Here is a 24,744-nt window from a genome sequence, read left to right as displayed (position 1 = left end):
CGCATGGCCCACCTGGACCTGATGCACGGCGCCCGCGCGCCGCTGTTCGAACGCTTCGGCGGCAGCGCCGCCGAGGCGGGCTTCCTGCCGTGGCGCGCGGCGCGCCGCGACGGCCAGGAGCTGGCGCTGTCGGCGCTGGAGCGCTCCATCGGCGCCGAGCTGGCGCGCCTGCTCAACACCCGCTGCGCCGCCTCGCTGGCGCAGCTGGCCGGGCGCCAGCGCACGGTGCTCGACTACGGCCTGCCCGACTATTCGGCCTACTACACCGGCAGCCTGGACGACCGGCGCAAGCTGACCGCGCTGGTGCAGTCCACCGTGCAGGCCTTCGAGCCGCGCCTGCGCGAGGTGGAGGTGGAGCTGGCGCTGCCGGGCCACAGCCGGCACGCGCTCGACGTGGCGATCCGCGCCAAGGTGCTGCTGGAGGGCCGGCTCGAACCGGTCGCCTTCCAGGTGGCGGCGCTGGCCGAGGGCGGGGGGGCGCCATGAGCGGCGGCGGCCGGGGCGGCGACGAACTGCTCGACTACTACCAGCGCGAGCTGGACTACCTGCGCCACGCCGGCGCCGAATTCGCGCGGCGCCATCCGCACGCGGCGGCGCGGCTGGAGCTGGGCGGCCACGAGTCGCCCGACCCGCACGTCGAACGCCTGCTGGAGGGCTTCGCCTTCCTCAGCGGACGGGTGCGGCGCGAGCTCGACAGCGAGTTCCCCGAGATCGCCAACGCCCTGCTCGAGGCCCTGCTGCCCAACGTGACGGCGCCGCTGCCGTCGATGACCATCGTCCAGCTGGCGCCGGACCACAAGCAGGGCCTGGCCGCCGCCGGCCGCCTGATCGAGGCCGGCACGCCGCTGCACGCGGCGGCGCGGCGCGCCCAGGGCGGCGGCGAGGAGGTCAGCTGCCAGTTCCGCACCTGCTATCCGCTGACGGTGTGGCCGCTGCAGGTGGAGTACGCCGGGCTGGAGGCGCCGCACCTGCACCGCGGCCTGGCCGACCGGCCCGGGGTGGCCAGCGTGCTGCGCCTACGCCTGCGCTGCGGCGCCGGCACCAGCTTCGGCGCGGGCGAGGGCGCCATCGCGCCGGAGCGCCTGCGCTTCCATTTGCACGGCGACTGGGACCGCGCCGGTCCCTTGTACGAGCTGCTGTTGTGCCAGGTGGCCGAGCTGCTGATGGTGGCGCCGGACGGCGACTGCGCCGACGGCCTGGCCGCCGGCGCGCCCCTGGCCTGGCGCGAGGTCGGCTTCGACGCCGCCGACGCCGTGCTGCCGGCCGCCGGCCAGGCCCACCCGGCCTACCGCCTGCTGCAGGAGTTCTTCGCCTTCCCGCGCAAGTTCCTGTTCTTCGAGGCGGACGGGATGGCGGCGCGGCTGAAGGCGCTCAGCGCCAGCATCGCGCCGCTGGCCTGCACCAGCGTCGACCTGCTGTTTCTGTTGGAGGGCCTGGCGCCGTCCGGTCTGCGCGTGGCGGCAGGCGACTTCCTGCTCGGCTGCACGCCGGCCATCAACCTGTTCCCGCGCACCAGCGAGACGCTGCGGCTGGACCGGCGCAGCGTCGAATACCGCCTCAGCCCGGACGCGCGGCGCGAGACCAGCACCGAGATCCACACCATCCTGGCCGTCGAGGCCAGCTACGCCGACGGCCAGCCGGCCATGGCGCTGGCGCCGTACTACGGCTTCGGCCAGGCCCGCCCCGACGAGCTCGCCGTGGCGGGGGCGGCCGGCGTGGCCGCCAACACCGCGCTGTGGATGGCGCGCCGCGTGCCGGCCGGCGCGCCCGGCATGGGCGGCACCGACATCCAGCTGTCCTTCGCCGAGCTGGACCACCGGCCCGGCCTGCCCGCCGCGCCGCTGGTGGCGGCGCGCACGCTGTGCACCAACCGCGACCTGGCGGCGCAGATCCGCCCCGATCCGCCCGGCGGCGCCACCTTCCTCGCCGCGCCGGCGGCCGGCGTGCTGCCGGTGCGCTGCCTGTACCAGCCGAGCCGGCAGCAAAGCCCGCCGCTCGACGGCGGCCAGCTGTGGCGCCTGGTCTCGCTGCTCAACCTGAACCAGCTGACCCTGGAGCGGCTGTCGGTCGAGCCGGAGGCGGCCAGCCTGGCCACCCTGCGCCAACTGCTCGAGCTGTGCGCCAGCGTCGGCGCGCCCGGCGGCGCGCGGCACATCCGCGCGCTCAAGCGGGTGCAGTGCCGGCCGGCCGTGCGGCCGGTGCGCGGCGGACCGGCGCCGGGCTTCCGCCGTGGCTTCGAGGTGGTCCTCGACCTGGCCGACGGCAACCACGGCGACGGCACGCCGCTGATGTTGGCGGCGGTGCTGCAACGCTTCTTCTGCCTGTACACCCCGATCAACTCCTTCGCCTGCGTCACCGCCATGCACGGCGAACAGAAAGTCAAAGAATGGCCCCCCGCGACCGCCGCCTGCTGAGCGGCCCGGCGGCGCAGCTGCTGCGCCAGCCGGCCGACTTCGACTTCTTCCAGGCGGTGCACCTGCTGGAGGAGGCGCGCCCGGAGACGGTGGCGCTGGGCAGCGGCAGCGAGCCGCTGCGCGAGGCGGTGGCCTTCCGCTCCAGCATCGGCTTCGAGTTCCCGGTGGCCGACCTGGTGCGCGCGCACGGCCCGGACGCCTACGAGCGCACCGTGCTGGAGGTGGCCTTCATGGGCCTGGCCGGCGCCGACGGCCCGCTGCCGGCGCCCTACACGGAGCTGGTGCAGCAGTGCGCCCGCGCCGACGGCGGCGTGGCCGGCATCGACGCGCCGCCGCGCCACGGCCCGGACGACGACGCCCGCGATTTCCTCGACATCTTCAACCACCGCCTGCTGTCGTTCTTCTACCGGGCGCGCAAGAAGCACCGGCTGGCGCTGGGCGCCTCCGGCGAGGCGCCGCTCGAGCGCATGCTGTTCCGCCTGATCGGCTTCGGCGAGGGACTGAACCGGCCGTGGCTGCGCCGGCCCGGCCTGGCGCCGCTGGCGGCAGGCGCCTCGGCGAGCGTCATCACGGGCGCGGCGGCATCGCTCTCAAGCGGCGCGGCAGGCGGCTCGCCAGGCGCCATGGAAAACGGCTCGGCAAGTGGCACGGAAAACAGCATGGAAAGCGGCCCGGCGGCCAACGCCGCCGCCAACCCCGCTGCCAAGGCCGCCGCCAACGCCGAGCCGGTGTCGAGCCGGATTCTGCTGCGCTACGCCGGCCTGCTGGCCTGCCAAAGCCGCTCGATGGCCGGCCTGCTGGCCATGTTGTCGGACGCCTTCGCCGTGCCGGTCGAGGGCAGCGAGCACCGTGGCCGCTGGCTCGCCATCGAACCGCGCTTCCAGAGCGCCCTCGGGCCGCACCACGGCCGCAACCGCGCGCTGGGCATGGACACGGTGCTCGGCGCCCGCGCCTGGGAGCCGGACGGCGCCATCGGCCTGGCCCTCGGCCCGATGCCGCTGGACCGCTTCCGCTCCTTCCTGCCGGGCGGCGCGGCGCACGACGTGCTGACCTTCCTGGTGCGCTTCTACCTGCGCCAAGACCTCGACGTCGAGATCACGCTGGTGCTGGCGGCCAGCGACGCCGAGCTCGACCGCGCCGCGAAACTGAACAGCGGCCAGCTGGGCTGGACCACCTGGCTGCGCGAGCGCCGGGCCGCAGCGCCGGTGTCGCCGCCGCTGCACCGCGCCAGCTTCGCGCTGCCGCGCTGGGCCGCCGAGCGGGGCGCGCCGTGAGCGCCGAAGGCCTGGCCCTCGGCTTCAGCGGTCCCGGCGGCACGCTGAATCTGCAAAGCCTGCACGGCGAGGAGGCCATGGGCGAGCTGTTCGTCTACCACCTGGAGCTGTCCTCGGCCGACGCGGCGATCGACTTCTCCAGCGTGGTCGGCCAGAACGCCACCGCCAGCGTGACGTTGGCCGACGGCGCGCTGCGCCACTTCAGCGGCGTGGTCACCCGTTTCGTGCAGGCCGGCGGCACGCCCGGCGGCGCCAGCTACCGCGCCGAGCTGCGGCCCTGGTTGTGGTGGCTGACGCTGGAGTTCGACGCCCGCATCTTCCAGCAGCAGAGCGCCGTGGAGATCATCCTGGCGCTGTTCGGCGAACTCGGTTTCACCGACTACCGCGACGGCACCACCGGCAGCCACAGCAAGCGCGACTACTGCGTGCAGTACAACGAAAGCGCCTTCGACTTCGTCTCGCGGCTGATGGAGGAGGAGGGCATCTACTACTACTTCGAGCACGCCGCCGGCAGCCACACGCTGGTGCTGCTCGACGGCGGCCAGGAGTACCCGGCCTGCGCCGGCCTGGACAGCGTGCGCTACCAGGACACCGGCATCAGCCGCGACGCCTTCGACCTGGTGTTCCGCTGCGAGGCCGAGCAGCGCGCCGTGCCGGCCAAGTTCGCCAGCGGCGACTTCAACTTCGAAACGCCGGCCGCCTCGGTCAGCGCCGACGCCGAGGGCAAGGGCGGCCGCATGCGCGTCTACGACTACCCCGGCGGTTACACCGTGGCGGCCGACGGCACGGCGCTGGCCAAGCTGCGCATGCAGGCGCTGGCGCAGGGCCGCCAGGCGATCCGTGGCGACAGCAGCTGCCGCGCCTTCACCGCCGGCCACGCCTTCACGCTGGCCGGCCACTATCGCGCCGACCTGAACACCGACTACGTGCTGCAGCGCGTGCTGCACAACCTGAACCACGACAGCTACAGCAACAGCTTCGACGCCTTCCCGAAGACCCTGCCGTTCCGCTCGCCGCTGCGCACGCCGCGCGCGCGCATCCTCGGCACGCAGACCGCCACCGTGGTCGGCAAGGCCGGCGAGGAGATCTGGACCGACAGCTACGGCCGCATCAAGGTGCAGTTCCACTGGGACCAGCGCGGCAAGAAGGACGAGAACAGCTCCTGCTGGATCCGCGTGGCGCAGAGCTGGGCCGGCAAGGGCTGGGGCAGCTTCTTCCTGCCGCGCATGGGCCAGGAGGTGATCGTCAGCTTCCTCGACGGCGACCCGGACCGGCCGCTGGTCACCGGCGCCGTCTACAACGCCGAGCAGACCGTGCCCGAGCCGCTGCCGGCCAACCAGACGCGCAGCACCGTGCGCAGCCGCTCCAGCAAGGACGGCTCGGCCGGCAACGAGCTGCGCTTCGAGGACAAGCTCGACGCCGAGGAGTTGTTCCTGCACGCGCAGAAGGACATGAACACGGTGGTCGAGAACGACCGCAGCACCCGCGTGGTGGAGGGCAAGGACAGCCTGGCGGTGGAGAAGGGCGAGCGCAGCGTCAACGTCAAGGGCGACGAGAACCACGTCAACCAGGCCAACTACACGCACAAGGTGACCGGCAACTACGAGTTGAAGGTCGACGGCAATTTGACCATCACGGTTGCCGGGAACATCAGCATCAAGGCCGACGGCAGCTTCAGCTGCGAGGCCGGCACTTCGCTCAGCAACAAGGCCGGCAGCACCTTCGCCAACGAGGCCGGCAGCGGCTTCACCAACAAGGCCGGGACCAGCTTCGCCAACGAGGCCGGCACCAGTTTCGCCAACAAGGCCGGCACCTCGCTGGAGAACAAGGCCGGCACGACGATGCTCAACGAGGCCGGCGTCTCGCTCACCAACAAGGGCTCCGCCTCGCAGACGGTGGACGGCGGCGGCATGCTGACCTTGAAGGGAGGGATCGTCAAGATCAACTGACATGAGCACCGCGCCCCCGCCATCGAGCCCGGCCGGCATCACGCCGTTCGCTCCCGCCCCCGTCTCCGGTCCGCTCAACGGCCAGGTGGACAGCCACACGCCGCAGGGCGCGCTGAGCTGCCGCGCCCATTTTGCCGGTGGCCTGCTGGACGGCGTGCTGCTGCTGTATGACGAGTCGCAGCGGCCCAGCCAGCGGGCGCTGTACCGGCGCGGCCTGCAGCACGGCAGACCAGTTGTTCGGCGACGGCCGCCTGCTGGCCGAGATCCAGTATTGCGACGGCCTGCGCGAGGGCCTGAGCTGCACCTACGACGAGGCCGAACAACTCAGCAGCAAGGTGCAGTATGTCGCCGGCCGCCAGCACGGCGCCGCCAGCTACTACTATCCCGACGGCGCCCTGGCGCGCAGCGCGCAGTTCGCCAACGGCCTGGCGCACGGCGAGCAGCGCGACTACAGCCCGGCCGGCCAGCTGCTGATGTCGACGCTGTTCGTCAACGGCAAGCGCCACGGCGCGCAGACGCGCTTCCACCTAAACGGCGCGCGCCAGGAGGTGGTCCATTTCAAGGACGGCAAGCCGGACGGCGAGCCGGTCCTCTACAACGAACAGGGCGAGCCTGTCGGCGCGGCGGCGGGCGGCGATGCGCCGCGCCGTTCGCTGCTGGCGCGCTTGATCGAAGGCTAGGAGCGGAAAAATGGAATATCGATTTTCATTCAACCAGCGCATGCTGGTCTGGCTGGGCGTGGCCCAGTTGCTGCTGTTGGCGCTGTGCTTCGCCATCGGACTGGTGCTGGGGCAGTATCGCGGCCAGCAGGCGGCAACGGCGCGGCCGCACGCCTTGCCGGCGTCGGCCGCTACATCGCCGGCGCCGGCGCCGCAGGCCCAGGCGTCGGGCAAGATCAAGGGCGCCGGCATCGCGCTCAACGAAGGAGAGTGACATGGCCAGTTCCAGGGGTATGCTGATTCAAGCGCATTTCGTCCACGGCATCGTGCCTGTGCCTGTACCTGTGCCCGGTCGCGGCGGGCGGCCCGGCGCCGTGCAGCGTCGCGCCGACGCCAACATCATCCCGCTCGCCGCCGGCCAGTTGCAGCTGGCCGGCGCCGTCGGCCGCGCCCTGCCGGAGTCGGTGCAGCGCAAGATGGAGGCCTTCTTCAAGGCCGACTTTTCCGACGTGCGCATCTACCAGGGGCCGCAGGCCCAGTCGATCGGCGCGCACGCCTTCACCATGGGCTCGAGCATCTACTTCGCGCCGGGCCAATACTCGCCGGACACCGCGCGCGGCCAGCAGCTGCTCGGCCACGAGCTGACCCACGTGCTGCAGCAGCGCGCCGGCCGGGTGCGCGCGCCGCAGGGCGGCGGCACGGTGGTGGTCAACGACCACGCCCTGGAGGCCGAGGCCGACCGCATGGGCAGCCGCGCGGCGGCGTTCCGGCCGGCCCACGTGCAGGCCAAGCTGGCGCCGCCCGGTCTGCCGCAGCGCGCCCAGCAGGCGGTGGCGCTGCAGGCGCGCCAGGCCGGGCATCGGCTGGTGGTCGGCGCCTATATGCACCAGGGCGCGGCCGGCGCCGGCGCGCCGCCCGACTTGGCGGGGCACGCCTTCGTCTCCTTGCAGGGACCGGCCGGCGGCCGCCAGACCTGGGGCTTCTCGCCCGAGAACTACAGCCGCTACGACCCGCGCAAGGATTTGGGCAAGCTGCGCGCCGGCGTGCCCGGCGTGGTGCACCGCGACGACCAGGCCTTTGCCAAGCCGGGTGTGAAGACGCGCAGCTATGCGCTCAGCCCGGCCCAGGCCAAGGCCGCGCTGGCCAAGATCGACGAGTACCGCACGCGCCACTACAGCTTCAGCGCGCAATCGCGCCAGTGCACCACCTTCGCCAGCGACGTGCTGCGCGCCGCCAACGTGCCCGGCGCGCCGGCCGGCCGGCAGGCGCCGGGCGACTTCTACCGCAAGATCTGACGCCGCCATTTGCCCCAGCGCACCACCGGGGTCAGATACCGTCTTGATTTGCAAGCCCTTTCGATAGATAGTTTGCGTCGAAGGGTTTGCCGGTGTGGATGACCCCGTAGATGAGGTGCGTCAGCTTGTGCATGACCGCGCCGATCACGGCCTTCTTCGCCATGCCGGTTGCCAGCAGTCGCTCGGCAAATTGGGCTAGTATCGGGTTGTGTCGGCGCGCGACCAGGCTGGGCATGTAGAGTGCCGCGCGCAGCGCGGTACTGCCCGTTCTGCTGATCATGGTTCGCCCTCGCACCGAGGTTCCCGAACTGCGCTGCTTCGGCGTCACGCCAAGAAACGCCGCGAACGCCTTCGCGCTCTCGAAGCGCCGAATGTCGCCCAGGTGGCCTAGAATCCTCGCCACCGTGGTCGCACCGACACCGGGGATGCTGGCGATGAGGTCGGCGTCGTGCTTGAGGCCGGGGTGGCGGTCGATATGGTCGTCGATCTCGTCCTCCAGCTTCGCGATCTCGGCGCTCAGCCAGGCGATGTGCCCCCTCACATGCTCGGCCACCTCGTCCATTCCCGTGACGGTGTGGGCCTCGAGCCGGTTCTCCTCCTGTTGGCGGATGTCCTTCAGGGCCTGCACGCGCATCGACCAGGCGCGCAACTGGCGCTGCTCGATCGGTGGCGGCGTCCAGGGCGCCGGAGCCATCGCGACGCAGTATCGGGCGATGAGCCCGGCGTCGACCGCGTCGTTTTTGTTGCGGATATTCTCGCTGTACCCGAACCCCTTGATGCACGCCGGATTGACCACGCTGACACGCAAACCGGCCGCGTGCAGGGCCAGCGCCACCGGCTCGTAGTAGACGCCGGTCGCCTCCATGCAAACGTGCAGCTCGGCCATCGGAGCCTTCGACTTGCCCAACCATTCCAACAAAGCCCGATGTCCCGAAGCGGAGTTGTCGACCACCTTCGACTTCGTCTTGCCGTTGACCAGCAACGCCACGTCGAGCTTCTTCTTACTCACATCAATGCCTACAACAGCGTGTACCGTATCCATTTTTGACCTCTCTCGTATGCGGGCTTACGCGCCATGGCGATGGCCCAAGATACCGTTCGGACTTGTAAAATGAAACGGGCGAAGGCACCTATCTGACCCACGTGCTCAATGGCACTCGTGCCGATCAATGTCACTTCGCCCGGCCGCTTCAACGCCATCATTATCCAACGCCGTTGCGGTACGTTCAATATACGAGTGCCGACATTCGGACATTCATGCGCTGAATGTCCGAATGTCGGCACTGACCCCGGTTGCTTCTTTACATCAGCAGGGCGGTGACGAGGTCGCGCTTGCCTTCGCTGACGCTGCCGTCGAAGCGCAGCGCGCCTTCGACGTGGCTGAGGTGGTGCAGCATCAGGCTGGCGGCCTTGTCGGCGTCGCCGGCCTTGGCGGCCTCGAGGAAGGCGGCGTGCTCGTCGGACGAGCAGACGGCGTCGCGGTCGGATTGGTACAGCATGGTGATCAGCGAGCTGCGGCCGACCAGCTCGTGCACGATCTCCTTCAACACGTGGTTGCCGACCACCTCGGCGAGCATGACGTGGAAATCGCCCAGCAGCTGCGAGCGCACCTTGGTGTTGACCTGGGCCAGCGCGGCGCGCTCGGCCTTCAAGTGCTTCTCCAGCGCCTTGTAGTCGGCCGGCCGCGCCTTGGCGACGAATTCGCGCGCCAAGGCCGCTTCGATGATGCGGCGCGCGGCGAAGATCTCGCGCGACTCCGTCTCGCTGGGCTGGCTGACGAAGGCGCCCTTGTCCGGCACGATCTGGATCAGCTTGTCCTTCGACAAGATCAACAGGGCGGCGCGGATCTTGGTGCGGCTGACCGAGTACAAGCGGCCCAGCGCCTCTTCGCGCAGTTTGGTGCCGGGCGGCAGTTGCCGGGCGGCGATGGCCTCGGCGATGCTGTTGGCGATCTCGTTCGAGCTGTCGCCGCCGTTGCCGCGTTCCGGCGTCGCTGCGATTGGCTTGCTCATAGGTGGTGAAATGATTATCCCTGGAATGGTTGGCCGTCCGGATTCGTGCATTTTCGTATCGAAATGCCTGCGCAAGCGGATGGCGCAATGATACCCCGGCAAGGCCGGCTTGCCTATGCCGCCGCCAACTCTACCTGCCGTCCCACTTTGACCCGATCGAGGAAGGTGGCGTCGTGCGACACCAGCAGCAGCGCGCCCTCGTATTGATTGAGGATGTCCTCCAGCGCCACCAGGCTGACCAGGTCCAGGTGGTTGGTCGGCTCGTCGAGCAGCAGCAACTGCGGCGGCGTGCTCGACAGTAGCACGCAGGCCAGGCCGGCGCGTATCCGTTCGCCGCCGCTGAGCTGGCCGGCCAGCTTTTGCGCGTCCTTGTTGCGGAACTTGAATTGCGCCAGGGCGTGGTGGCAGTCGTGGTGCGACAGGTCGGCGTTGATGCGCTGGAAGTTCTCCAGCACGCTCTGTTCCGGCCGCAGCATGCCGATGTCCTGGCTCAGATAGCTCCATCGCGCCACGCCTATCGTCGCCGTGCCCCGCGTCGGCGCCAGCTCGGCGCAGATGAGCTTGAGCAGGGTGCTCTTGCCGACGCCGTTGCGGCCGACCAGGGCGACCCGCTCCGGCCCGACCATCGTCAAGTCCAGCCCGTCGAACAAGGCGCGCCCGGCGCCCGGATGGCGGTAGCCGAGGGGCCTCGACAGCCAGCACGACCTTGCCGTTCGGCACAGAAGTCTTGGGCAGGGCGACATGGATCGCCTCCTTGACCTCGCGCAGTTGCTTGGCGCTGTCGAGCCGGCTGCCGGCCGAGGCCAGCATGCGCTCCTCCAGATTGCTCATGCGGCCGAAGGTTTTTTCGGCGCGGCCGCGCTTGCCGTTGGCCGAGATGCGGTCGATTTTGCCGTCGAGAAACAGCTTGCGGCCGACCGAGCTCTTCTTGTCGAAGGCCTCCAGCGCCTGCTGCGCGGCGCGCTGGGCTTTCTTGCAGTCTTGCTTGGCGTCCTCGTACTGCCGCTCGACGGCCTTGTCCTGGAGTTCCTTCTGTTCGGCGTAGTCGTCGAAGTCGCCGCCGTAGACCTTGACGCCCATGCCGCTCAGTTCGATGATCTCGTCGCAGTGGCGCAGCAGCTTGCGGTCGTGGCTGACCATCAGCAGGCCCGTCTCTGTGCTGGCGACGAAATCGTAGAGGTTCTGCCGGGCTTGGATGTCGAGGTTGTTGGTCGGCTCGTCGAACAGCAGGAAATCGGCCTTGCTGAGGATGGCGCGCACCAGCAGCAGGCGGGTTTTCTGGCCGGCGCTCAGCGCGGCGAAGGGGCGCTCCATCCCCAGCCCGGCCAGGTCGTACTGCGCCAGCCGCAGGCGCAGGTCGCGCTCGACGTCCCAGTCGTCGTTGAGCAGGTCGAAGTCGACTTGCGCCAGGCCGCCGGCGGCGATGCGCCGCAGCGCGGCGATCTTGTCGGCCACGCCGAGGATGCCGGCCACCGTTTCCGCGTCGAAGCCCTGGTGGTCTTGCGGGCAGTAGCAAATGCTGGCCGACAGAGCGACCGAGCCGGACTGCGGCAACAGCCGGCCGGCCAGCATCTTGAGCAGGGTGCTCTTGCCGCTGCCGTTGTCGCCTATGATGCCGATCTTGCGTTGGTAGAAGGTGTGGGTGAAGTCGTCGATGTTGACCGCCGTGCCGTCGATGCGGTAGCTGGCGTTGTAGGTGGCGATGGAGGTGGTGGTATGCATATGTTTTTGCGCAATCTCGGGTCGGTGGCAATGTCGGCGCGCCGCTGCGAGGCCTCGGCCCGGCGATGGCCGGGCGTGATGGATTGGCTCTGTCGAATGAGGTGCTGGAACGGGTGTTGCCGAAGCGTGGTGCGGATCGGGAAGCGGCCCCGGCCATCGCGGCGGACGTCGTGGTGCTACTCGATACGGGGTGGCAGCGTGGGCTGCCGGGAGGGGGATTGCGGGGCCGTCATGGCGCGTGCCGCGCAGCGTGTTGCCACGATGGCGGTCGGTCAATCAGCTGAGTCGCAATTTACTGGTTTTTCATGGCGTGCGCCGGGCGGTGGTTGGTTCTGCGGCAAGGTTACACGAAACTTAACGTGAACGCCAGCGCGGTGTGCCCTTGCCCGGCGGCGGCCGTCCAGCCCCTATAATCTGCGCATGAAAAAATGCATACTCCGCAGTGTGGCGATGGTCCTGGCCTCCTTGTTGCTGTTGTTGTCGACCGGCTGGGGCGCGCTGGCCTTGTGGTTCCAGCTGCCCGGCGGCGAGGCGCTGCGCTGGGCGGTGCTGGCCGTGTGGGCGGCAAGCGGCGTGGCGACGCTGGTCTGCTGGTGGCGCGCTCGGCGCGCGCGCGCCTTGTTGCCCTGGTTGCTGGCGTTCGCTTTGCTGTTGGTGTGGTGGGCCACCATCGCGCCGGCGCGGCAACGGAGCTGGGCCGCCGATGGCGCCCGCATGGTCGGCGGCAAGGTCGACGGCAGCATCGTCACGCTCGACCAGGTGCGCAATTTCGACTGGCGCGGCGACGCCGACTTCACCCAGCGCTGGGAACAGCGGAGCTACGATCTGGACCGGCTGCGCTCGGTGGACGTGGCGCTGTCCTATTGGATGGGGCCGGCCATCGCCCACACGCTGGTGTCGTTCGGCTTCGACGACGGCCGCTACATCACCTTTTCCATCGAGATCCGCAAGGAGCGCGGCGAGAGCTTCTCCGCCCTGGCCGGTTTTTTCAAGCGCTACGAGACGGTGCTGGTGGCGGCCGACGAGCGCGACATCCTGCGCGTGCGCACCAACGTGCGCGGCGAGGACATGTACTTGTACCGCTTGAAGATGGCGCCGGCGGCGATGCGTTCGCTGTTCCTGGCCTATCTGGACGAGGGCGCCGAGCTGCAGCGCGCGCCGCGCTTCTACAACACGCTGACGGCCAACTGCACCACCATCGTCTTCGAGATGGCGCGGCGCATAGCTCCCGGCCTGCCGCTGGACTGGCGCTTGCTGGCCTCGGGTTATCTGGATCGTTATCTGTTCGACATCGGCGCGCTGGCCGGTGCGGGCGAGTTCGCCCATTTGCGCGAGACGGCACACATCACGGCGAAGGCACGCGCGGCGGACAAGTCGGGGGATTTTTCGGCGAGCATCCGGCGCTGACGCCCGAGGGCGGCGGGCCGGAGTGGTGAGGATGGTGTTGCGGACGGCTTAGCGGTAGAAGGCTTCGACCTTGCCCTTCAGTTTGATCAGCATAGGTTGGCCCTTGCGGTCCAGCGCCTTGCCGGCCGGCACGCGAATCCAGCCTTCGCTGATGCAATATTCTTCGACGTCCAAACGCTCTTTGTCGTTCAGTTTGATGGCCACTTCGCGTTCGAAGGCGCTAGGCAGGTGGAAAGGGCTGCGCGGGTCGATCGACAGGCGGTCGGGCAATGGGGGGAGGGTGGTGGTATCGTTCATGGGGTGCAATTATCCCCTAGAAAACCAATCAATACAACGGTCTAACGTTTCCTGGCGAATTTGCGATCCTTGTCAGGCATCAAATGCTTGTGCGGGAGTTGAACGGCGAATTTGCATAGTTTGGCATCCGATGTACACTCGTTGATGGACTAGGCCTAGCGAGGAGGGCGTATGGTTGCGAAAAAGAATGGAGAGCCTGATGGCATGATCACAGCGCCCATCGTGCCGACAACGGCTGAGCTCCGCGCGCGTATTTTGCTTGCGCTCAACGACGAGAGGTTCAGTAGCCGTACCATCACAGGCATTGCCGCTGCAGCAAACGTCGAACCGCGCCTCGTCATTGACGCGCTAAAGACTGACCCGCAGCTAGTATCTGCCGTGAAGATCGCCCCGGTTAGAGCCAACGATGGTCGCGCGTTGCTGACGACGAAAGAGCGCTTTGTCAGCGAGGCGAGTTTTAAGGAAAAGTTCATCGATTTCTTCTCCTCGAATAGGGTAGCGATTGACAACTAGTGCCGAACGAATTGCCTTGCTGAGCGACAACGTTGATCTATTGTGTATCGCTGTTGTCGGAGGCTTTGTATTGTTCGGTTTTCATGTCGCGTCGCATTTCAACCGCGCTCCGCAGGATAAGCTTCCTTGGCTGAAGTATGCTGCGGCTTTCGCTTTCCTACTGCTGGCATTGCCCGGCCTCGCATTCGTGATGGCGAGTGTCTATATTCTCAATGGCGATAAGATGAGTGCCATTCTTGCGTTCCAGGTCGGAGTGAGTTCACCTGCCCTGTTGCAAGGCCTGATTATCAAAACGGCCACGCGCCTGGGTGCCTCGGCCCAGCAGCCGGTTAGTCCCAACCAGTAAAGCATGTCGGCAACATAATCCGAAAACTTGCTTTGATCGCGTCAATCAGGCACATGGATGCGCGCCTTGATGTGTTTGAGGTTGGCGACGATGGTGAAGGTCATGATGACCAGCAGCGACCAGGAGCTCCACTTGCTCACGTGCACGGCCGACCAGGCGCCCAGCTGGTTGGGGTAGCGCCACACGCCCCAGAAGGTGCTGATGTTCTCGGCCAGCCAGATGAAGAAGCCGATCAGCACGAAGGCCAGCGGCAGCGGCATGACGCGGTCGCGGTCGAGCGGGCGGAAGATCACGCTGGTGCGGGCGTACAGGCCCAGCGCGCAGGCGGCCAGATACCAGCGGTAGTCGCCGATGTAGTGGTGGCTGAAGAAGTTGGCGTAGATCAGCACGGCGATCGAGATCGCCATCCAGTACGGCGGATGGTGGCGGATGCGCAGGCCTGCAGGCGCCAGGCCTGGATGATGTAGCTGCCGACGGCGGCGTACATGAAGCCGGAGAACAGCGGCACGCCCATCACCTTGCTGTAGGCGAAGTCCGGGTAGCTCCACGACTGGATGCCGGACGACACCTTGAACACCTCCAGCGCGAAGCCGACCAGGTGGAACAGGCTGACGGCCTTCAGCTCGTCCCAGGTCTCCAGCCCGGCCCAGACCATCCACAGCTGGATGCCGACGGCGGCGATCAGCAGGGCGTCGTAGCGGGGCAGGCCGAACAGGCCGGTGCGCGGCAGCAGGATCACGGCGCCGAAGAACAGGCCGACGAACAGGCAGGCGCGGGCCTGCTTGACGCCGAAATACAGGAATTCTGTGATGAAACGTTGCCATCCGCTCAGGTGCGGATAGGGGATGTTGCGCAGCAGATGCTGGTCCAGGGCTGGCAGGAACATGAATGGGGGCGGGACTGGGGCCGGCGCGCAGCCAGTGTGCGGACGGCCAGGGTGAGGGGGGGCGATATCGAAACGGGTATTAAACACACCTTTTCGATACCGGTAATGGTATTGCTACCCTGGCCTAGTGGACCTTGGGCTTTTCTTCCTGCACCAGAATGAAGGGATGGACCACCGCCGCCCACAGTGCGGCGTCGGCGGCCAGCCAGGCTTCGGCCTGCTGGTCGGTGACCTTGCCGAGCAGGCCGGCGGCCATCCACTGGCTGATGTTGGCCTTGTCGTCGTGCGAGATGCGCACGGCGACGTCGACCAGGTCGAGGCTGTTGGCGACCCACACCACGGTGCCGGAGGCGAAGTGCTTGAGCAGCTCGGTCCAGGGCAGGCGCGCCGTTTCGCTGTTGATCTTGAGGCGGAGGTCGGTGTCGTTTTCTGGCTTGGTCTGCATAAATGGATCGAAAAATGGTCAAAAAGGTGGCGCGGCCGTGGTCGCGCTCAGACGATGTCGACGCGCGGCGTCGGCGAACCCGCCCATGTTAACCGATACACCTTGTCTTTGCGAACATTGCCCACCAGCGCGGGGCGGAAGCAGGCCAGGTTGGTGCCGCCGGGCCGGCGCACGCTGGGGAACACCACGCCCATCGAGCCGCCGTCGAGCAGCAGACCGGCCAGCTGCTGCGAGCCGACGTAGCTGGCCGGGTCCAGGCAGTGGCGGAAGCGGGCCTGGCCGCGCAAGTCGTGGAAGCTGGCGCTAAAGTCGGCCAGCATCAGCTGGTAGGGCACGCTGTCGTCGAAGCGGTCGATTTCGGCGTATTCGACGGTCTTGTGGAAAATCACCTCGGCCAACGCGGTGTCGGCGTCGAAGGCGCAGTACCAGGCGCCCCGTTCGCCGTCGTTGAAGCGGCTGCCCTCGGGGCGGGCGTAGGTGAAGGCGGCGTTGATGATGCGGAAGTTGGGCAGGCCGAACACCAGCTCGTCGACGCCGATGCCGGCGCTGCCGCCGTACTGGGCGCGCAGGCGCTCGTTGGTGGCGTTGTCCAAGTCGAACAGGTCGTGCAGGTGGGCCTCGTCCTCGGCCAGCGGGGTCAGCACCGAGTCGGCGACGTCGGCGAAGCGCGACGGCAACAGGCGGCAGGTGTCGATCTGGCGCAGCAGGGTCAGCGGCGGAATCGGGCTGAGCGGCAAGTCAGAGTCCTCCGCGGCGGGCGTCGAGCAGCTTGCGCACGGTCTGCATGGCCAGCAGGCCGCCGGCCAGCATGTTGGCCAGGGGCGTGCGGCCGGCGAAGATCACGTTCTTGTTGGGCAGGTTGATCCATTCGTCGGCCAGCTGGTCGCCGTACAGGATGTGCAGCGCCTTGTAGATGCCGAGCAGGTAGGAGATGCGGGTGATGCGGTCGACCTCGAGCACCCGGTCGGGGTTCTTCTTCCACTCGTAGAAGGCGCTGCTGGAGAGGCCGCCGAGCAGTTCGCGGGCGTCGTCGTCACGCAGCTTCCAGGCCGCCGCCAGCTTGAAAAAGCCGATCAGCGCGGACTTCGACAGGCGCTCGCGCTCGGCCTTGGCGTTCAAGTCCACCAGCACGGTTGGTTCGAAGCGACTCTTGGGGTAGGCGTAGGCAAGGTTCATGGTTCCCTCCGTTTGTGGAATAGTTATACTCCTTTTCGGGATGGAAGGCAAACGTCCGCGGTGGTGGCGGCGTCGGCGGCGGCGGCCGGGAAGCGCACCTCGACGCCCAGGCCGGCGCCGTCCAGCCCCGCGCCTAGTTGCACGCTGGCGCCGTGGGCCTCGGCGATGCGCTCGACGATGGACAGGCCCAGGCCGCTGCCGGGCTGCTTGGCGTCGGCCAGGCGGAAGAAGCGCTCGAAGACGCGCTCGCGCATGGCCGGGGCGATGCCGGGGCCGTTGTCGGCGACGCAAAGGCGGACCTGGGCGCCGTCGCGGCCGCAGGACAGCCGCACCGTGCCGCCGGCCGGCGTGTAGCGCAGCGCGTTGTCGACCAGGTTGCGCGCCAGGATCTGCACGCCGGCCTGGCTGATGCGGCACGGCGCCGCTTGCAGCTCGGTCTGAAGGGTGACCCGGCGCCGCTCGGCTTCCGCTTGCCAGGCCGGCAGCTGGCCGGCCAGCACGGCGGCTAGGTCGTGCTCGGCCAGGTCGTCGGCCGGGCGGTACTGCGGGTCGAGACGGGACAATGTCAGCAGCTGGTCGACCAGGCGGCCGGCGCGGTCGACGCTGACGCCGAGGCCGCCGATGAACTCGTCGCGCTCGGCATCGCTGCGGGCGCGCTGGATCACCTGTAGATTGGTCTTGATGGCCGCCAGCGGCGTGCGCAGCTCGTGCGCGGCGTCGGCGGTGAAGCGCTGCTCGTGTTCCATGGTGCGGCGCACCCGCTCGAACAGGCGGTTGATGGCCAGCAGCAGCGGATGCACCTCGTCGGGCGCGCCGGCCAGGCCGACCTCGGCCAGGTCGTTGGGCGTGCGGCGCGACACCTCGTCGGCCAGGCGGCGCAGCGCGCGGAAGGCGCGGTTGACGCTCCAGCGTATCGTCAGCGTGGCCAGCACCGCCAGCAGCAGGGCGAAGCCGAGCAGCTTGTAGGCGAAGCGGCTGCTGATGTCCTTGCGGTGGCGCAGCGGCTCGGCCAGCTGGATCTGCAGGCGGTGGCTGTCGTTCCAGCTGGTGTAGACGCGCCAGCGCGCGCCGTCGACGTTGGCCCAGCCGAAGCCGGCGGTGGCGGGCGGGGCGAAGGCGGCGTCGGGCGCGCCGACGTTCTTGTACAGCAGGCGCGGCTCGGCGCTCCAGATCTGGAACAGCAGGTATTGGCGGTGGTTGCGGTTGTCCGGCACGGCCATTGCCAGCGGCGTGCCGGCGGCGTGCTCCTGCACCTCGTGGTCGGCCAGCGACAGCAGCAGGTGGGCCGTCTCGGCCAGCGACTGGTCGAACAACTCCTGGCTTTCGCGGTCGGCCTCGAAGTAGACGATGAGGGCGCTCAGGCCCCACAGCGCCAGGGTCAGGCCGAGCAGCCAGGCCAGCAGGGTGCGGCGCAGCGACCAGGGCGCGGCGCGGGCGCTCATGCGGCGCCGGCGGCGTCGGCGGCCGGCTTGTCGATGCTGTAGCCGACCGCGTGGACGGTGCGGATCAGTGCCTTGCCCAGCTTGCGGCGCAGGTGGTGGATGTGCACCTGAACGGCGTTGCTCTCGACCTCCTCGCCCCAGCCGTACAGGCTTTCCTCCAGCTGCTCGCGGCTGAGCACGCGGCCGCGCTGCTCGACCAGCATCAGCAGGATGCTGAACTCCTTGCTGGTCAGCGGCACCGGTTGGCCGGCCTGTTGCACTTGGCGGTCGGCCACGTCGATGACGATGTCGCCGTGCACCAGCTGCTCGCGCAGGCGGCCGGCGGCGCGGCGGCAGGCGCTGCGCACGCGCGCGGCCAGCTCGTCGAGGTCGAAGGGCTTGATGATGAAGTCGTCGGCGCCGCCGTCGAGGCCGGCGATGCGGTCGGGGATCTGGTCGCGCGCGGTGACGATCAGGATGGCGCCGTCGTAGCCGTTGCGGCGCAGCTGTTCCAAGGCCTGCATGCCGTCCTGGCCGGGCAGGCCCAGGTCGAGCAGCACGCAGGCGTAGCGGTGCAGGCGCACCGCCGTGTGCGCGCTTTCGGCCGACTGCACCCAGTCGACCGCGTAGCCGGCCTGCTCCAGGCCGATCTGGGTGGCCCGTCCCAGTTGGGGATCGTCCTCGGTCAGCAGTATGCGCACGTCCGGCTCCTTGGCGGTTTGATTGGATTGGATGGTAGGCGGCAGTTGTTAAGAACTTCTTAATGTCTTGATTCCACCATCGGCGCCATTGACCACTCTTGCAAAGCGCCGCGCCATGCCGCCATCCAATCCGTATCTTAACCGCTGCCACAGCGCTTGCCTTAGCCGGCGCCGCTTGCGCCGCGTGCCCCTGCTACTGCTGTTGGCAGGTTTGTTGACGACGGCGGCGGCCGCGCCGGCCGCGCCGGAGCAGTTGCGCGTCAATCCCGCGCAGATCGCCAGGGCCGGCATCGCCACCACGCCGGCGTTGGCCGCGTTGCCGGCCGCCGGCGCCGAGGCGGCCGGCAACGACCAGTACCTGGCCGGCACCGTGGTGGCGCCGGGCACCGCGCTGGCGCTGGCCAGCAGCGCGCTGGGCGGCGTGGTGCAGCAGGTGCACGTGGCCAGCCTGCAGCGGGTGGCCGCCGGCGCTCCGTTGTTGACCCTGTTCAGCCAGCCGTGGCTGGAGCTGCAGCGCGAGTATCTACAACTGGCGGCCCAGGCGCGCCTGGCCGGCGCCAAGCTGGCGCGCGACGAGGCGCTGTTCGGCGACGGCATCATCGCCGCCGCGCGCTTGGAGGAGAGCCGCAGCGCCGCCCAGTTGGCCGGTTTGGCGGCGGACGAGCGGCGCCAGGCGCTGCGCGCCGCCGGCCTGGACGCGGCGGCGATCGGCACGCTGCGCGCCGGCCGGCCGCTGTCGCCAATGTTGACGGTGCGGGCGCAATACGCCGGCACCGTGCTGGAGCTGCCGGTCAGCCCCGGCCAGCGGATCGAGGCGGGCGCCGAGCTGGCACGCATCGGCCGCGACGGCCCGCTGTGGGTCGAGCTGCAGGCCTCGCGCCAGCAGCTGGCGCTGATCCGTGTCGGCGACCTGTTGCAGGCCAAGGGCTGCGGCAAACTGCGGGTGGTCGCCATTTCGCCGGTGGTCAACGGCGCCAACCAGAGCGCCCTGGTGCGGGCCGAGCAGACCGAACGCGACGCCTGCCTGAAAATCAACGCCTATGTCGAGGCGCGCTTGCTGCGCGGCGCGGCGGCGGCCGCCGGCGCTGGTGGCGCGTCAGGCGTAGCCGGCACTGCTGGCGTAGCCGGCACGCCCGGTGTCGTTGGCACGGCTACGCCGGCCGGCGCCGTGGCGTTGCCGGCGGCAGCGCTGGTGCGGCGCGGCGCGGACACTTTCGTCTTCGTTAAGCGCGGCGCGGGCTTCGCCGTGGTGCCGGTGCGCGCCACGGCGGCCGGCGCCGACATGGTCTGGGCGCAGGGCGCGCTGGCGGCGGGCGAGCCGGTGGCGGTGCGCGGCATCGTCGCCCTCAAGGGCATTTGGGCCGGTTTGGGTGCCGAGACCGGCACCGAGCCCGCCGCCAAGACTGCCGCGCCGACGGGAGGCAAGTGATGTTGGCCCGACTGATCGCGCTGTCGCTGTCGCAGCGCCTGCTGGTGCTGGTGCTGACCGTGCTGATGATAGGTGCCGGCGTGCAGGCCTTCAACGAGCTGCCGATCGACGCCTTCCCCGACGTCTCCAGCACCCAGGTCAAGCTGATCATGAAGGCGCCCGGCATGACGCCTGAGGAGGTGGAGGCGCGCATCGTCGCGCCGATCGAGCAGGAGCTGCTGGGCATTCCGCGCCAGGTGGTGCTGCGCTCGCAGTCGAAGTACGCGATCGCCGACATCACGCTCGACTTCCAGGACGGCACCGACGTGTTCTGGGCGCGCCAGCAGGTCAGCGAGCGGCTGGCCAACGTGCTCGAGGACCTGCCGGCCTCGGTCAGCGGTGGCCTGGCGCCGATCACCACGCCGCTCGGCGAGATCTTCATGTTCACCATCGAAGGGCCGCTCAGCTTGATGGAGAAGCGCACGCTGCTCGAATGGACCATCCGCCCGCAGTTGCGCAACATCCCCGGCGTGGCCGACGTCAACTCGCTGGGCGGCCAGGTGAAAAGCTTCGAGGTGGTGCCCGACTTGGCGGCGCTGGCCGCGCGGCGCGTTTCGCTGGCCCAGCTGCAGCAGGCGCTGGAGGCCAACAACCGCAGCGACGGCGCCGGCCGCCTGGGCAGCGGCGAGGAGTCGCTGCTGATCCGCAGCGACGGCAGCATCCACACGCTGGACGACGTGCGCGCCATCGCCGTGGCCAGCCGCGACGGCGTGGCGGTCACGGTCGGCCAGGTGGCCACGGTGCGCATCGGCCAGCTGACCCGCTACGGCGCGGTGACGCAGGACGGCAAGGGCGAGGCGGTCGAGGCGCTGGTGCTGGCCATGCGCGGCGCCAACGCGCAGAAGGTGGTCGACCAGATCCGCGCGCGCCTGCACGAGATGGCGCCCACGCTGCCGGCCGGGACCACCATCAGCCCCTTCTACGACCGGGGCAACCTGGTCGAGCGCGCCGTTTCCACCGTCACCAAGGCGCTGGGCGAGGCGACGCTGCTGGTGGTGGTGCTGCTGTATCTGTTCCTCGGCAACCTGCGCTCGGCGCTGGTGGTGGCCTGCATCCTGCCGCTGGCCGCGTTGGGCACCTTCGTGCTGATGAACGCCTTCGGCCTGAGCGCCAACCTGATGTCGCTGGGCGGCCTGGCGATCGCCATCGGCATGCTGGTCGACGCCGCCGTGGTGGTGGTCGAGAACATCGAGGCGCACGGCACCGGCGCGCAGCCGGGCATGTCGCGCCTGCACGTGATCTACCGCGCGGTGCGCGAGGTGGCCGTGCCGGTCACCGCCGGCATGCTGGTGATTATGATCGTGTTCCTGCCGCTGCTGTCGCTGCAGGGGCTGGAGGGCAAGCTGTTCGCGCCGGTGGCGCTGACCATCATCTTCGCGCTCGCCTCGTCGCTGCTGCTGTCGCTGACGGTGATCCCGGTGCTGGCCTCGCTGCTGCTGAAGGACCAGCACGGCCCGGCGCCGTGGCTGGTGCGCCGGCTCGAGGCCGGCTACGCCCGCCTGCTGGACTGGGCCCTGCTGCGCCCGCGCGGCGTCGGTGCTGTCGCCGTGGCGGCGCTGCTGCTGTCGGTCGGCCTGTTCCTCTACGTCGGCAAGTCCTTCATGCCGACGCTCGACGAGGGCGACATCATCATGCAGATCGAGAAGCTGCCCTCGGTGAACCTGGCCGAGTCGGCCCGGCTCGACCAGGCGATCCAGCGCCGCATCCTCGAGCAGGTGCCGGACGTGCGCCGCATCGTCGCCCGGCTCGGCTCGGACGAGCTGGGGCTGGACCCGATGGGCCTCAACGAGACCGACACCTTCCTGGTGCTCAAGCCGCGCGCCGAATGGCGCAGCAAGGACAAGGAGGCGCTGATCGAGGCGCTGCGCGTGGCCACCGCCAGCTTCCCCGGCGTTAACCTGAGCTTCACCCAGCCGATCGAGATGCGCACCTCGGAGATGCTGTCCGGCGTGCGCGGCGACCTGGCCGTGAAGATCTACGGGCCGGACAACCAGGTGCTGGGCGGCTTGGCCGAGCAGGTGCTCAAGCTGCTGCAGGCCATTCCCGGCAGCGAGGACGTGCTGACGGTGAAGAACGCCGGCGTGCAGTATTTGCAGGTCGACGTAGACCGCGTCGCCGCCGGCCGCCTGGGCCTGAGCGTGGAGCAGGTGCAGGCCGACCTGCGCACGCTGGTCGAGGGCCGCGTCGCCGGCGTGGTGGTGGAGGGCGGGCGGCGCCTGCCGCTGCTGCTGCGCGGCGACGACAGCCTGCAATTGTCGGCCGAGTTGTTCGAGCAGCTGCGCCTGCCGCTGGCCGACGGCGGCGCCGTCGCGCTGTCGCGGCTGGCCAGCCTGCGCCACGTCGACGGCCCGGTCAAGGTCGAGCGCGAGAACGGCTCGCGGCTGGTGGTGGTGCGCGCCAACGTGCGCGGCCGCGACCTGGTCGGTTTCGTCGACGAGGCCAAGGCCGGCGTGGCGCGCCAAATCAAGCTGCCGGTGGGCTACCGGGTCAGCTGGGGCGGCCAGTTCGAGAACCAGCAACGCGCCGCCGCCCGGCTGGCGCTGGTGGTGCCGGTGGCGCTGGCGCTGATCTTCCTGCTGTTGTTCAGCACGTTGCACAGCATCCGCCAGGCGCTGCTGGTGTTCGTCAACATCCCGTTCGCGCTGATCGGCGGCGTGGTGGCGCTGGCCGTCAGCGGCGAGTACCTGTCGGTGCCGGCCTCGGTCGGCTTCATCGCGCTGATGGGCATCGCCGTGCTGAACGGCCTGGTGATGATCACCTGCTTCAACCAGCTGGTGGCGCGCGGCATGGCGCTGGGCGAGGTGGTGACGCAGGGCGCGCTGCGCCGCCTGCGGCCGGTGATGATGACCGCCTGTATCACCGGCCTGGGGCTGGTGCCGCTGCTGCTGGCCAGCGGCCCCGGCTCGGAGATCCAGAAGCCGCTGGCCATCGTGGTAATCGGCGGCCTGCTCAGCGCCACCTTGCTGACGCTGGTGCTGCTGCCCATTTTGTTCCGGCGTTTCGGCGTCGCGCCGAACGCCCCATCCCTTAGCGGAGGCTCGCATGAGCAACGATAAAAAATACGACGCCATGCTGACGCTGGCGATTCCCGTCTCGCTGGAGGAGGACGTGCTCGACTTCCTGCTGCTGCGCCCGGCCTGGGCCGGCGGCTTTTCGGTGGTCGACGCCCAAGGCATGGGGCGCGGCGCCTCGCTGCAGTCGACCATGGAGAAGGTGCAGGGCCGCAGCCGGCGCAAGCTGGTGTTGATCGCCGGCGTGCAGGCCGACCTGCGCGGCCTGCTCGACGAGCTGGCCGGCGAGATCCGCAACCCCGACGTGGCCTATTGGATGGCGCCCTTGCTGGACTTCGGGAGGCTGGCATGAGCGCGCCTAACAAACTGCTGCTGGCGATGTTGCTGGCGCTGGGCGCGTCACAGTCGCCCAGCGCGATGGCCGCAGCCACCACCGGCGCCGGCGCCAGCGCGCCCGCCGCCGCTTCCACCGCCACTAGCGCAGCGTCGGGCGCGCTGGCCGTGCTGCCGTCGGAACCGTTGGTGCGGCGCGCGCTGGAAAGCCTGCCGCAGCTGCGCCTCGGCACCCTCCAGTCCCAGCTGGCCGGCGTCGACAAGACGCGCCTGCAAGCCGGACCCTACGAATGGACGGCGCGCGCCAGCGTCAACCAGCGCAGGGTCGAGGGCGGCGAGCGCTTCCAGGAGCAGGAGCTGGCGCTGGAGCGCACCGTGCGCTGGTTCGGCAAGGCCGGGCAGGACCAGGCCATCGGCGCGCAGGGCGTGCTGGTGGCCGAGGCGATGCACGCCGACGCCTGGCACGAGGCCGGCCGCGCGCTGATGAAGGATTGGTTCGACGCGCTGCGCGAACAGGCCGCCGTGGCGCGGCTGGACGAGCAGTTGGCGGTGACGGAACAATTGCGGCGCGTCGCGGCGAAGCGGGTGCTGGCCGGCGATGGCGCCCGCCTGGAGCAGCTGCAGGCCGACACCGAGCACCAGCGCGTCGCCGCGCTGGTGCTGCAGGCGCGCCAACGGCAGGAACAGGCGCTGGCCCAGTTGGAGCAGAACTACGTCGGCCTGCCGGCGCCCGACGCCAGCCGTTTGCCGTTGCCGCCGGCGCCGGTGGAGGGCGCCGACCACTGGCGCGAGCGCATCCTGCACGACAACCACGAGCTCGAGCTGGCCGAGGCCGAGGTGGCGTTGTACACGCTGCGCGCCAGCCGCCAGAGCAGCGACCGCATGCCCGATCCGACGCTGGCGCTGCGCGCGGCGCGCGAGCGGGCCGGGCAGGAGCGCCTGATCGGCCTGACCTTGTCGATACCGCTGCCCGGCGCCGCCCGCGCCGCCGACCGCGACGGCGCCGCGCTGAAGGCGGCGATGGCGCGCGAACGGGCCGACCAGGTCCGGCTGCGGGTGCGCTCGGCGGCACAACGCGCGGTGATCGACAGCGCGCGCAGCTATCAGGTATGGCAGACTGTCAGCGAGGTCGAAACGCAGGCGCGGCGCCAGTCGGAGCTGATGATGAAGGCCTACCAGGCCGGCGAATGTACGCTGATGGACGCGCTGGGCAGCCGGCGCCAGGCGCTGGACGCGGCGTTGGCGGCGCAAACGGCGCAGGTCGAGGCGCTGGCCGCCTATGCCCGCGTGCAGCTGGACGCGCACGCCATCTGGGCCATCGATTGAACGACTCTGCAATTTGAAAACACCAGCACCAAGGCAGAACCATGTAGGCGCGAACTGCGCCACCACGGCAATGGATCAACCCAGGAGAA

General features: G+C 69.4%; 23 protein-coding genes and 2 pseudogenes. 14 read left to right on the top strand and 11 right to left on the bottom strand.

Annotated features, from left to right (window positions below):
* Positions 1 to 3 precede the first annotated feature (3 nt).
* The 7 genes from tssE (at position 4) to QC826_RS15245 (ending at position 7,591) form a co-directional block, all read left to right on the top strand.
* Positions 4 to 486 (top strand): type VI secretion system baseplate subunit TssE, encoded by a 483-nt coding sequence (tssE, locus tag QC826_RS15275; protein ID WP_093390715.1) that lies wholly within the window; start codon positions 4 to 6, stop codon positions 484 to 486.
* Entirely contained in the window at positions 483 to 2,414 is a 1,932-nt protein-coding gene (gene tssF / locus QC826_RS15270) for a type VI secretion system baseplate subunit TssF (RefSeq protein WP_279766342.1), read from the top strand. The genes tssE and tssF overlap by 4 nt, the downstream gene beginning before the upstream one ends.
* Entirely contained in the window at positions 2,387 to 3,688 is a 1,302-nt protein-coding gene (locus QC826_RS15265) for a type VI secretion system baseplate subunit TssG (RefSeq protein WP_279766341.1), read from the top strand. The genes tssF and QC826_RS15265 overlap by 28 nt, the downstream gene beginning before the upstream one ends.
* Positions 3,685 to 5,637 (top strand): type VI secretion system tip protein VgrG, encoded by a 1,953-nt coding sequence (tssI, locus tag QC826_RS15260; RefSeq protein WP_279766340.1) that lies wholly within the window; start codon positions 3,685 to 3,687, stop codon positions 5,635 to 5,637. The genes QC826_RS15265 and tssI overlap by 4 nt, the downstream gene beginning before the upstream one ends.
* A gap of 167 nt (positions 5,638 to 5,804) precedes the next feature.
* Entirely contained in the window at positions 5,805 to 6,317 is a 513-nt protein-coding gene (locus QC826_RS15255; RefSeq protein ID WP_279766339.1) for a toxin-antitoxin system YwqK family antitoxin, read from the top strand.
* A 10-nt stretch (positions 6,318 to 6,327) separates the two neighbouring features.
* On the top strand, positions 6,328 to 6,570 hold the full coding sequence (locus tag QC826_RS15250; RefSeq protein ID WP_279766338.1) for a hypothetical protein: 243 nt from the start codon (positions 6,328 to 6,330) through the stop codon (positions 6,568 to 6,570).
* A gap of 1 nt (position 6,571) precedes the next feature.
* Positions 6,572 to 7,591 (top strand): DUF4157 domain-containing protein, encoded by a 1,020-nt coding sequence (locus QC826_RS15245; RefSeq protein ID WP_279766337.1) that lies wholly within the window; start codon positions 6,572 to 6,574, stop codon positions 7,589 to 7,591.
* A 31-nt stretch (positions 7,592 to 7,622) separates the two neighbouring features.
* Here QC826_RS15245 and QC826_RS15240 read toward each other — a convergent pair whose 3' ends face one another.
* The 4 genes and pseudogenes from QC826_RS15240 to QC826_RS15230 all read right to left on the bottom strand — a co-directional run.
* Positions 7,623 to 8,633 (bottom strand): IS110 family transposase, encoded by a 1,011-nt coding sequence (locus QC826_RS15240; RefSeq protein WP_279763670.1) that lies wholly within the window; start codon positions 8,631 to 8,633, stop codon positions 7,623 to 7,625.
* A gap of 259 nt (positions 8,634 to 8,892) precedes the next feature.
* Positions 8,893 to 9,603, bottom strand: a complete 711-nt coding sequence (locus QC826_RS15235; protein ID WP_093390075.1) for a GntR family transcriptional regulator — start codon at positions 9,601 to 9,603, stop codon at positions 8,893 to 8,895.
* Between the two features lie 113 nt (positions 9,604 to 9,716).
* Positions 9,717 to 10,229 carry an ATP-binding cassette domain-containing protein gene (locus QC826_RS31660; RefSeq protein WP_409567885.1) on the bottom strand — a complete coding sequence of 171 codons (513 nt, stop codon included), beginning with the start codon at positions 10,227 to 10,229 and terminating at the stop codon, positions 9,717 to 9,719.
* Between the two features lie 592 nt (positions 10,230 to 10,821).
* Positions 10,822 to 11,325 (bottom strand): annotated as a pseudogene (locus QC826_RS15230) (ATP-binding cassette domain-containing protein); the annotation flags it as partial.
* A 450-nt stretch (positions 11,326 to 11,775) separates the two neighbouring features.
* Here QC826_RS15230 and QC826_RS15225 point away from each other — a divergent pair.
* On the top strand, positions 11,776 to 12,732 hold the full coding sequence (locus QC826_RS15225; RefSeq protein WP_279766336.1) for a DUF4105 domain-containing protein: 957 nt from the start codon (positions 11,776 to 11,778) through the stop codon (positions 12,730 to 12,732).
* A gap of 48 nt (positions 12,733 to 12,780) precedes the next feature.
* On the opposite strand, the gene QC826_RS15220 is transcribed toward QC826_RS15225, so the two are convergent.
* Positions 12,781 to 13,029, bottom strand: coding sequence for a DUF3297 family protein (locus QC826_RS15220; RefSeq protein ID WP_093390078.1), 249 nt, complete (start codon positions 13,027 to 13,029; stop codon positions 12,781 to 12,783).
* 171 nt (positions 13,030 to 13,200) lie between these two features.
* On the opposite strand from QC826_RS15220, the gene QC826_RS15215 reads away from it, so the two are divergent.
* Entirely contained in the window at positions 13,201 to 13,542 is a 342-nt protein-coding gene (locus QC826_RS15215) for a hypothetical protein (RefSeq protein WP_279766335.1), read from the top strand.
* Positions 13,543 to 13,558: 16 nt separating this feature from the next.
* Entirely contained in the window at positions 13,559 to 13,888 is a 330-nt protein-coding gene (locus tag QC826_RS15210; protein ID WP_093390080.1) for a hypothetical protein, read from the top strand.
* 41 nt (positions 13,889 to 13,929) lie between these two features.
* Here QC826_RS15210 and QC826_RS15205 read toward each other — a convergent pair.
* From QC826_RS15205 to QC826_RS15180, 6 genes and pseudogenes are all read right to left on the bottom strand, one after another.
* A pseudogene (locus QC826_RS15205) lies at positions 13,930 to 14,774 on the bottom strand (DUF817 domain-containing protein).
* Between the two features lie 124 nt (positions 14,775 to 14,898).
* Positions 14,899 to 15,219, bottom strand: coding sequence for a DUF2288 domain-containing protein (locus QC826_RS15200; RefSeq protein WP_279766334.1), 321 nt, complete (start codon positions 15,217 to 15,219; stop codon positions 14,899 to 14,901).
* A gap of 47 nt (positions 15,220 to 15,266) precedes the next feature.
* Positions 15,267 to 15,956, bottom strand: a complete 690-nt coding sequence (locus QC826_RS15195) for an RES family NAD+ phosphorylase (RefSeq protein WP_279766333.1) — start codon at positions 15,954 to 15,956, stop codon at positions 15,267 to 15,269.
* 1 nt (position 15,957) lies between these two features.
* Positions 15,958 to 16,395 carry an antitoxin Xre-like helix-turn-helix domain-containing protein gene (locus QC826_RS15190; protein ID WP_093390084.1) on the bottom strand — a complete coding sequence of 146 codons (438 nt, stop codon included), beginning with the start codon at positions 16,393 to 16,395 and terminating at the stop codon, positions 15,958 to 15,960.
* Between the two features lie 23 nt (positions 16,396 to 16,418).
* Positions 16,419 to 17,837: an ATP-binding protein gene (locus QC826_RS15185; protein WP_279766332.1), complete on the bottom strand. Its 1,419-nt coding sequence runs from the start codon at positions 17,835 to 17,837 to the stop codon at positions 16,419 to 16,421.
* Positions 17,834 to 18,517 carry a response regulator gene (locus QC826_RS15180; RefSeq protein ID WP_279766331.1) on the bottom strand — a complete coding sequence of 228 codons (684 nt, stop codon included), beginning with the start codon at positions 18,515 to 18,517 and terminating at the stop codon, positions 17,834 to 17,836. Before QC826_RS15180 ends, QC826_RS15185 begins: the two co-directional genes overlap by 4 nt.
* A gap of 184 nt (positions 18,518 to 18,701) precedes the next feature.
* Here QC826_RS15180 and QC826_RS15175 point away from each other — a divergent pair, with 184 nt between their 5' ends.
* Genes QC826_RS15175 through QC826_RS15160 form a run of 4 tightly spaced genes read left to right on the top strand, consistent with a single transcriptional unit; the run spans position 18,702 to position 24,655 of the window.
* On the top strand, positions 18,702 to 19,946 hold the full coding sequence (locus tag QC826_RS15175) for an efflux RND transporter periplasmic adaptor subunit (protein WP_279766330.1): 1,245 nt from the start codon (positions 18,702 to 18,704) through the stop codon (positions 19,944 to 19,946).
* Complete coding sequence (locus tag QC826_RS15170) at positions 19,946 to 23,041, top strand: efflux RND transporter permease subunit (protein ID WP_279766329.1); 3,096 nt, start codon at positions 19,946 to 19,948, stop codon at positions 23,039 to 23,041. The genes QC826_RS15175 and QC826_RS15170 overlap by 1 nt, the downstream gene beginning before the upstream one ends.
* Positions 23,028 to 23,348, top strand: a complete 321-nt coding sequence (locus QC826_RS15165) for a DUF3240 family protein (protein WP_093390089.1) — start codon at positions 23,028 to 23,030, stop codon at positions 23,346 to 23,348. Before QC826_RS15170 ends, QC826_RS15165 begins: the two co-directional genes overlap by 14 nt.
* Positions 23,345 to 24,655, top strand: coding sequence for a TolC family protein (locus QC826_RS15160; RefSeq protein WP_279766328.1), 1,311 nt, complete (start codon positions 23,345 to 23,347; stop codon positions 24,653 to 24,655). Before QC826_RS15165 ends, QC826_RS15160 begins: the two co-directional genes overlap by 4 nt.
* Positions 24,656 to 24,744: the final 89 nt, after the last annotated feature.

The organism is Rugamonas sp. DEMB1 (assembly GCF_029834475.1).
In the GTDB taxonomy this organism is placed as follows: Bacteria; Pseudomonadota; Gammaproteobacteria; order Burkholderiales; family Burkholderiaceae_D; genus Rugamonas; species Rugamonas rubra.
Note: the sequence above shows the minus strand (reverse complement) of the source record. Positions and strands in the feature narration are given on the sequence as shown.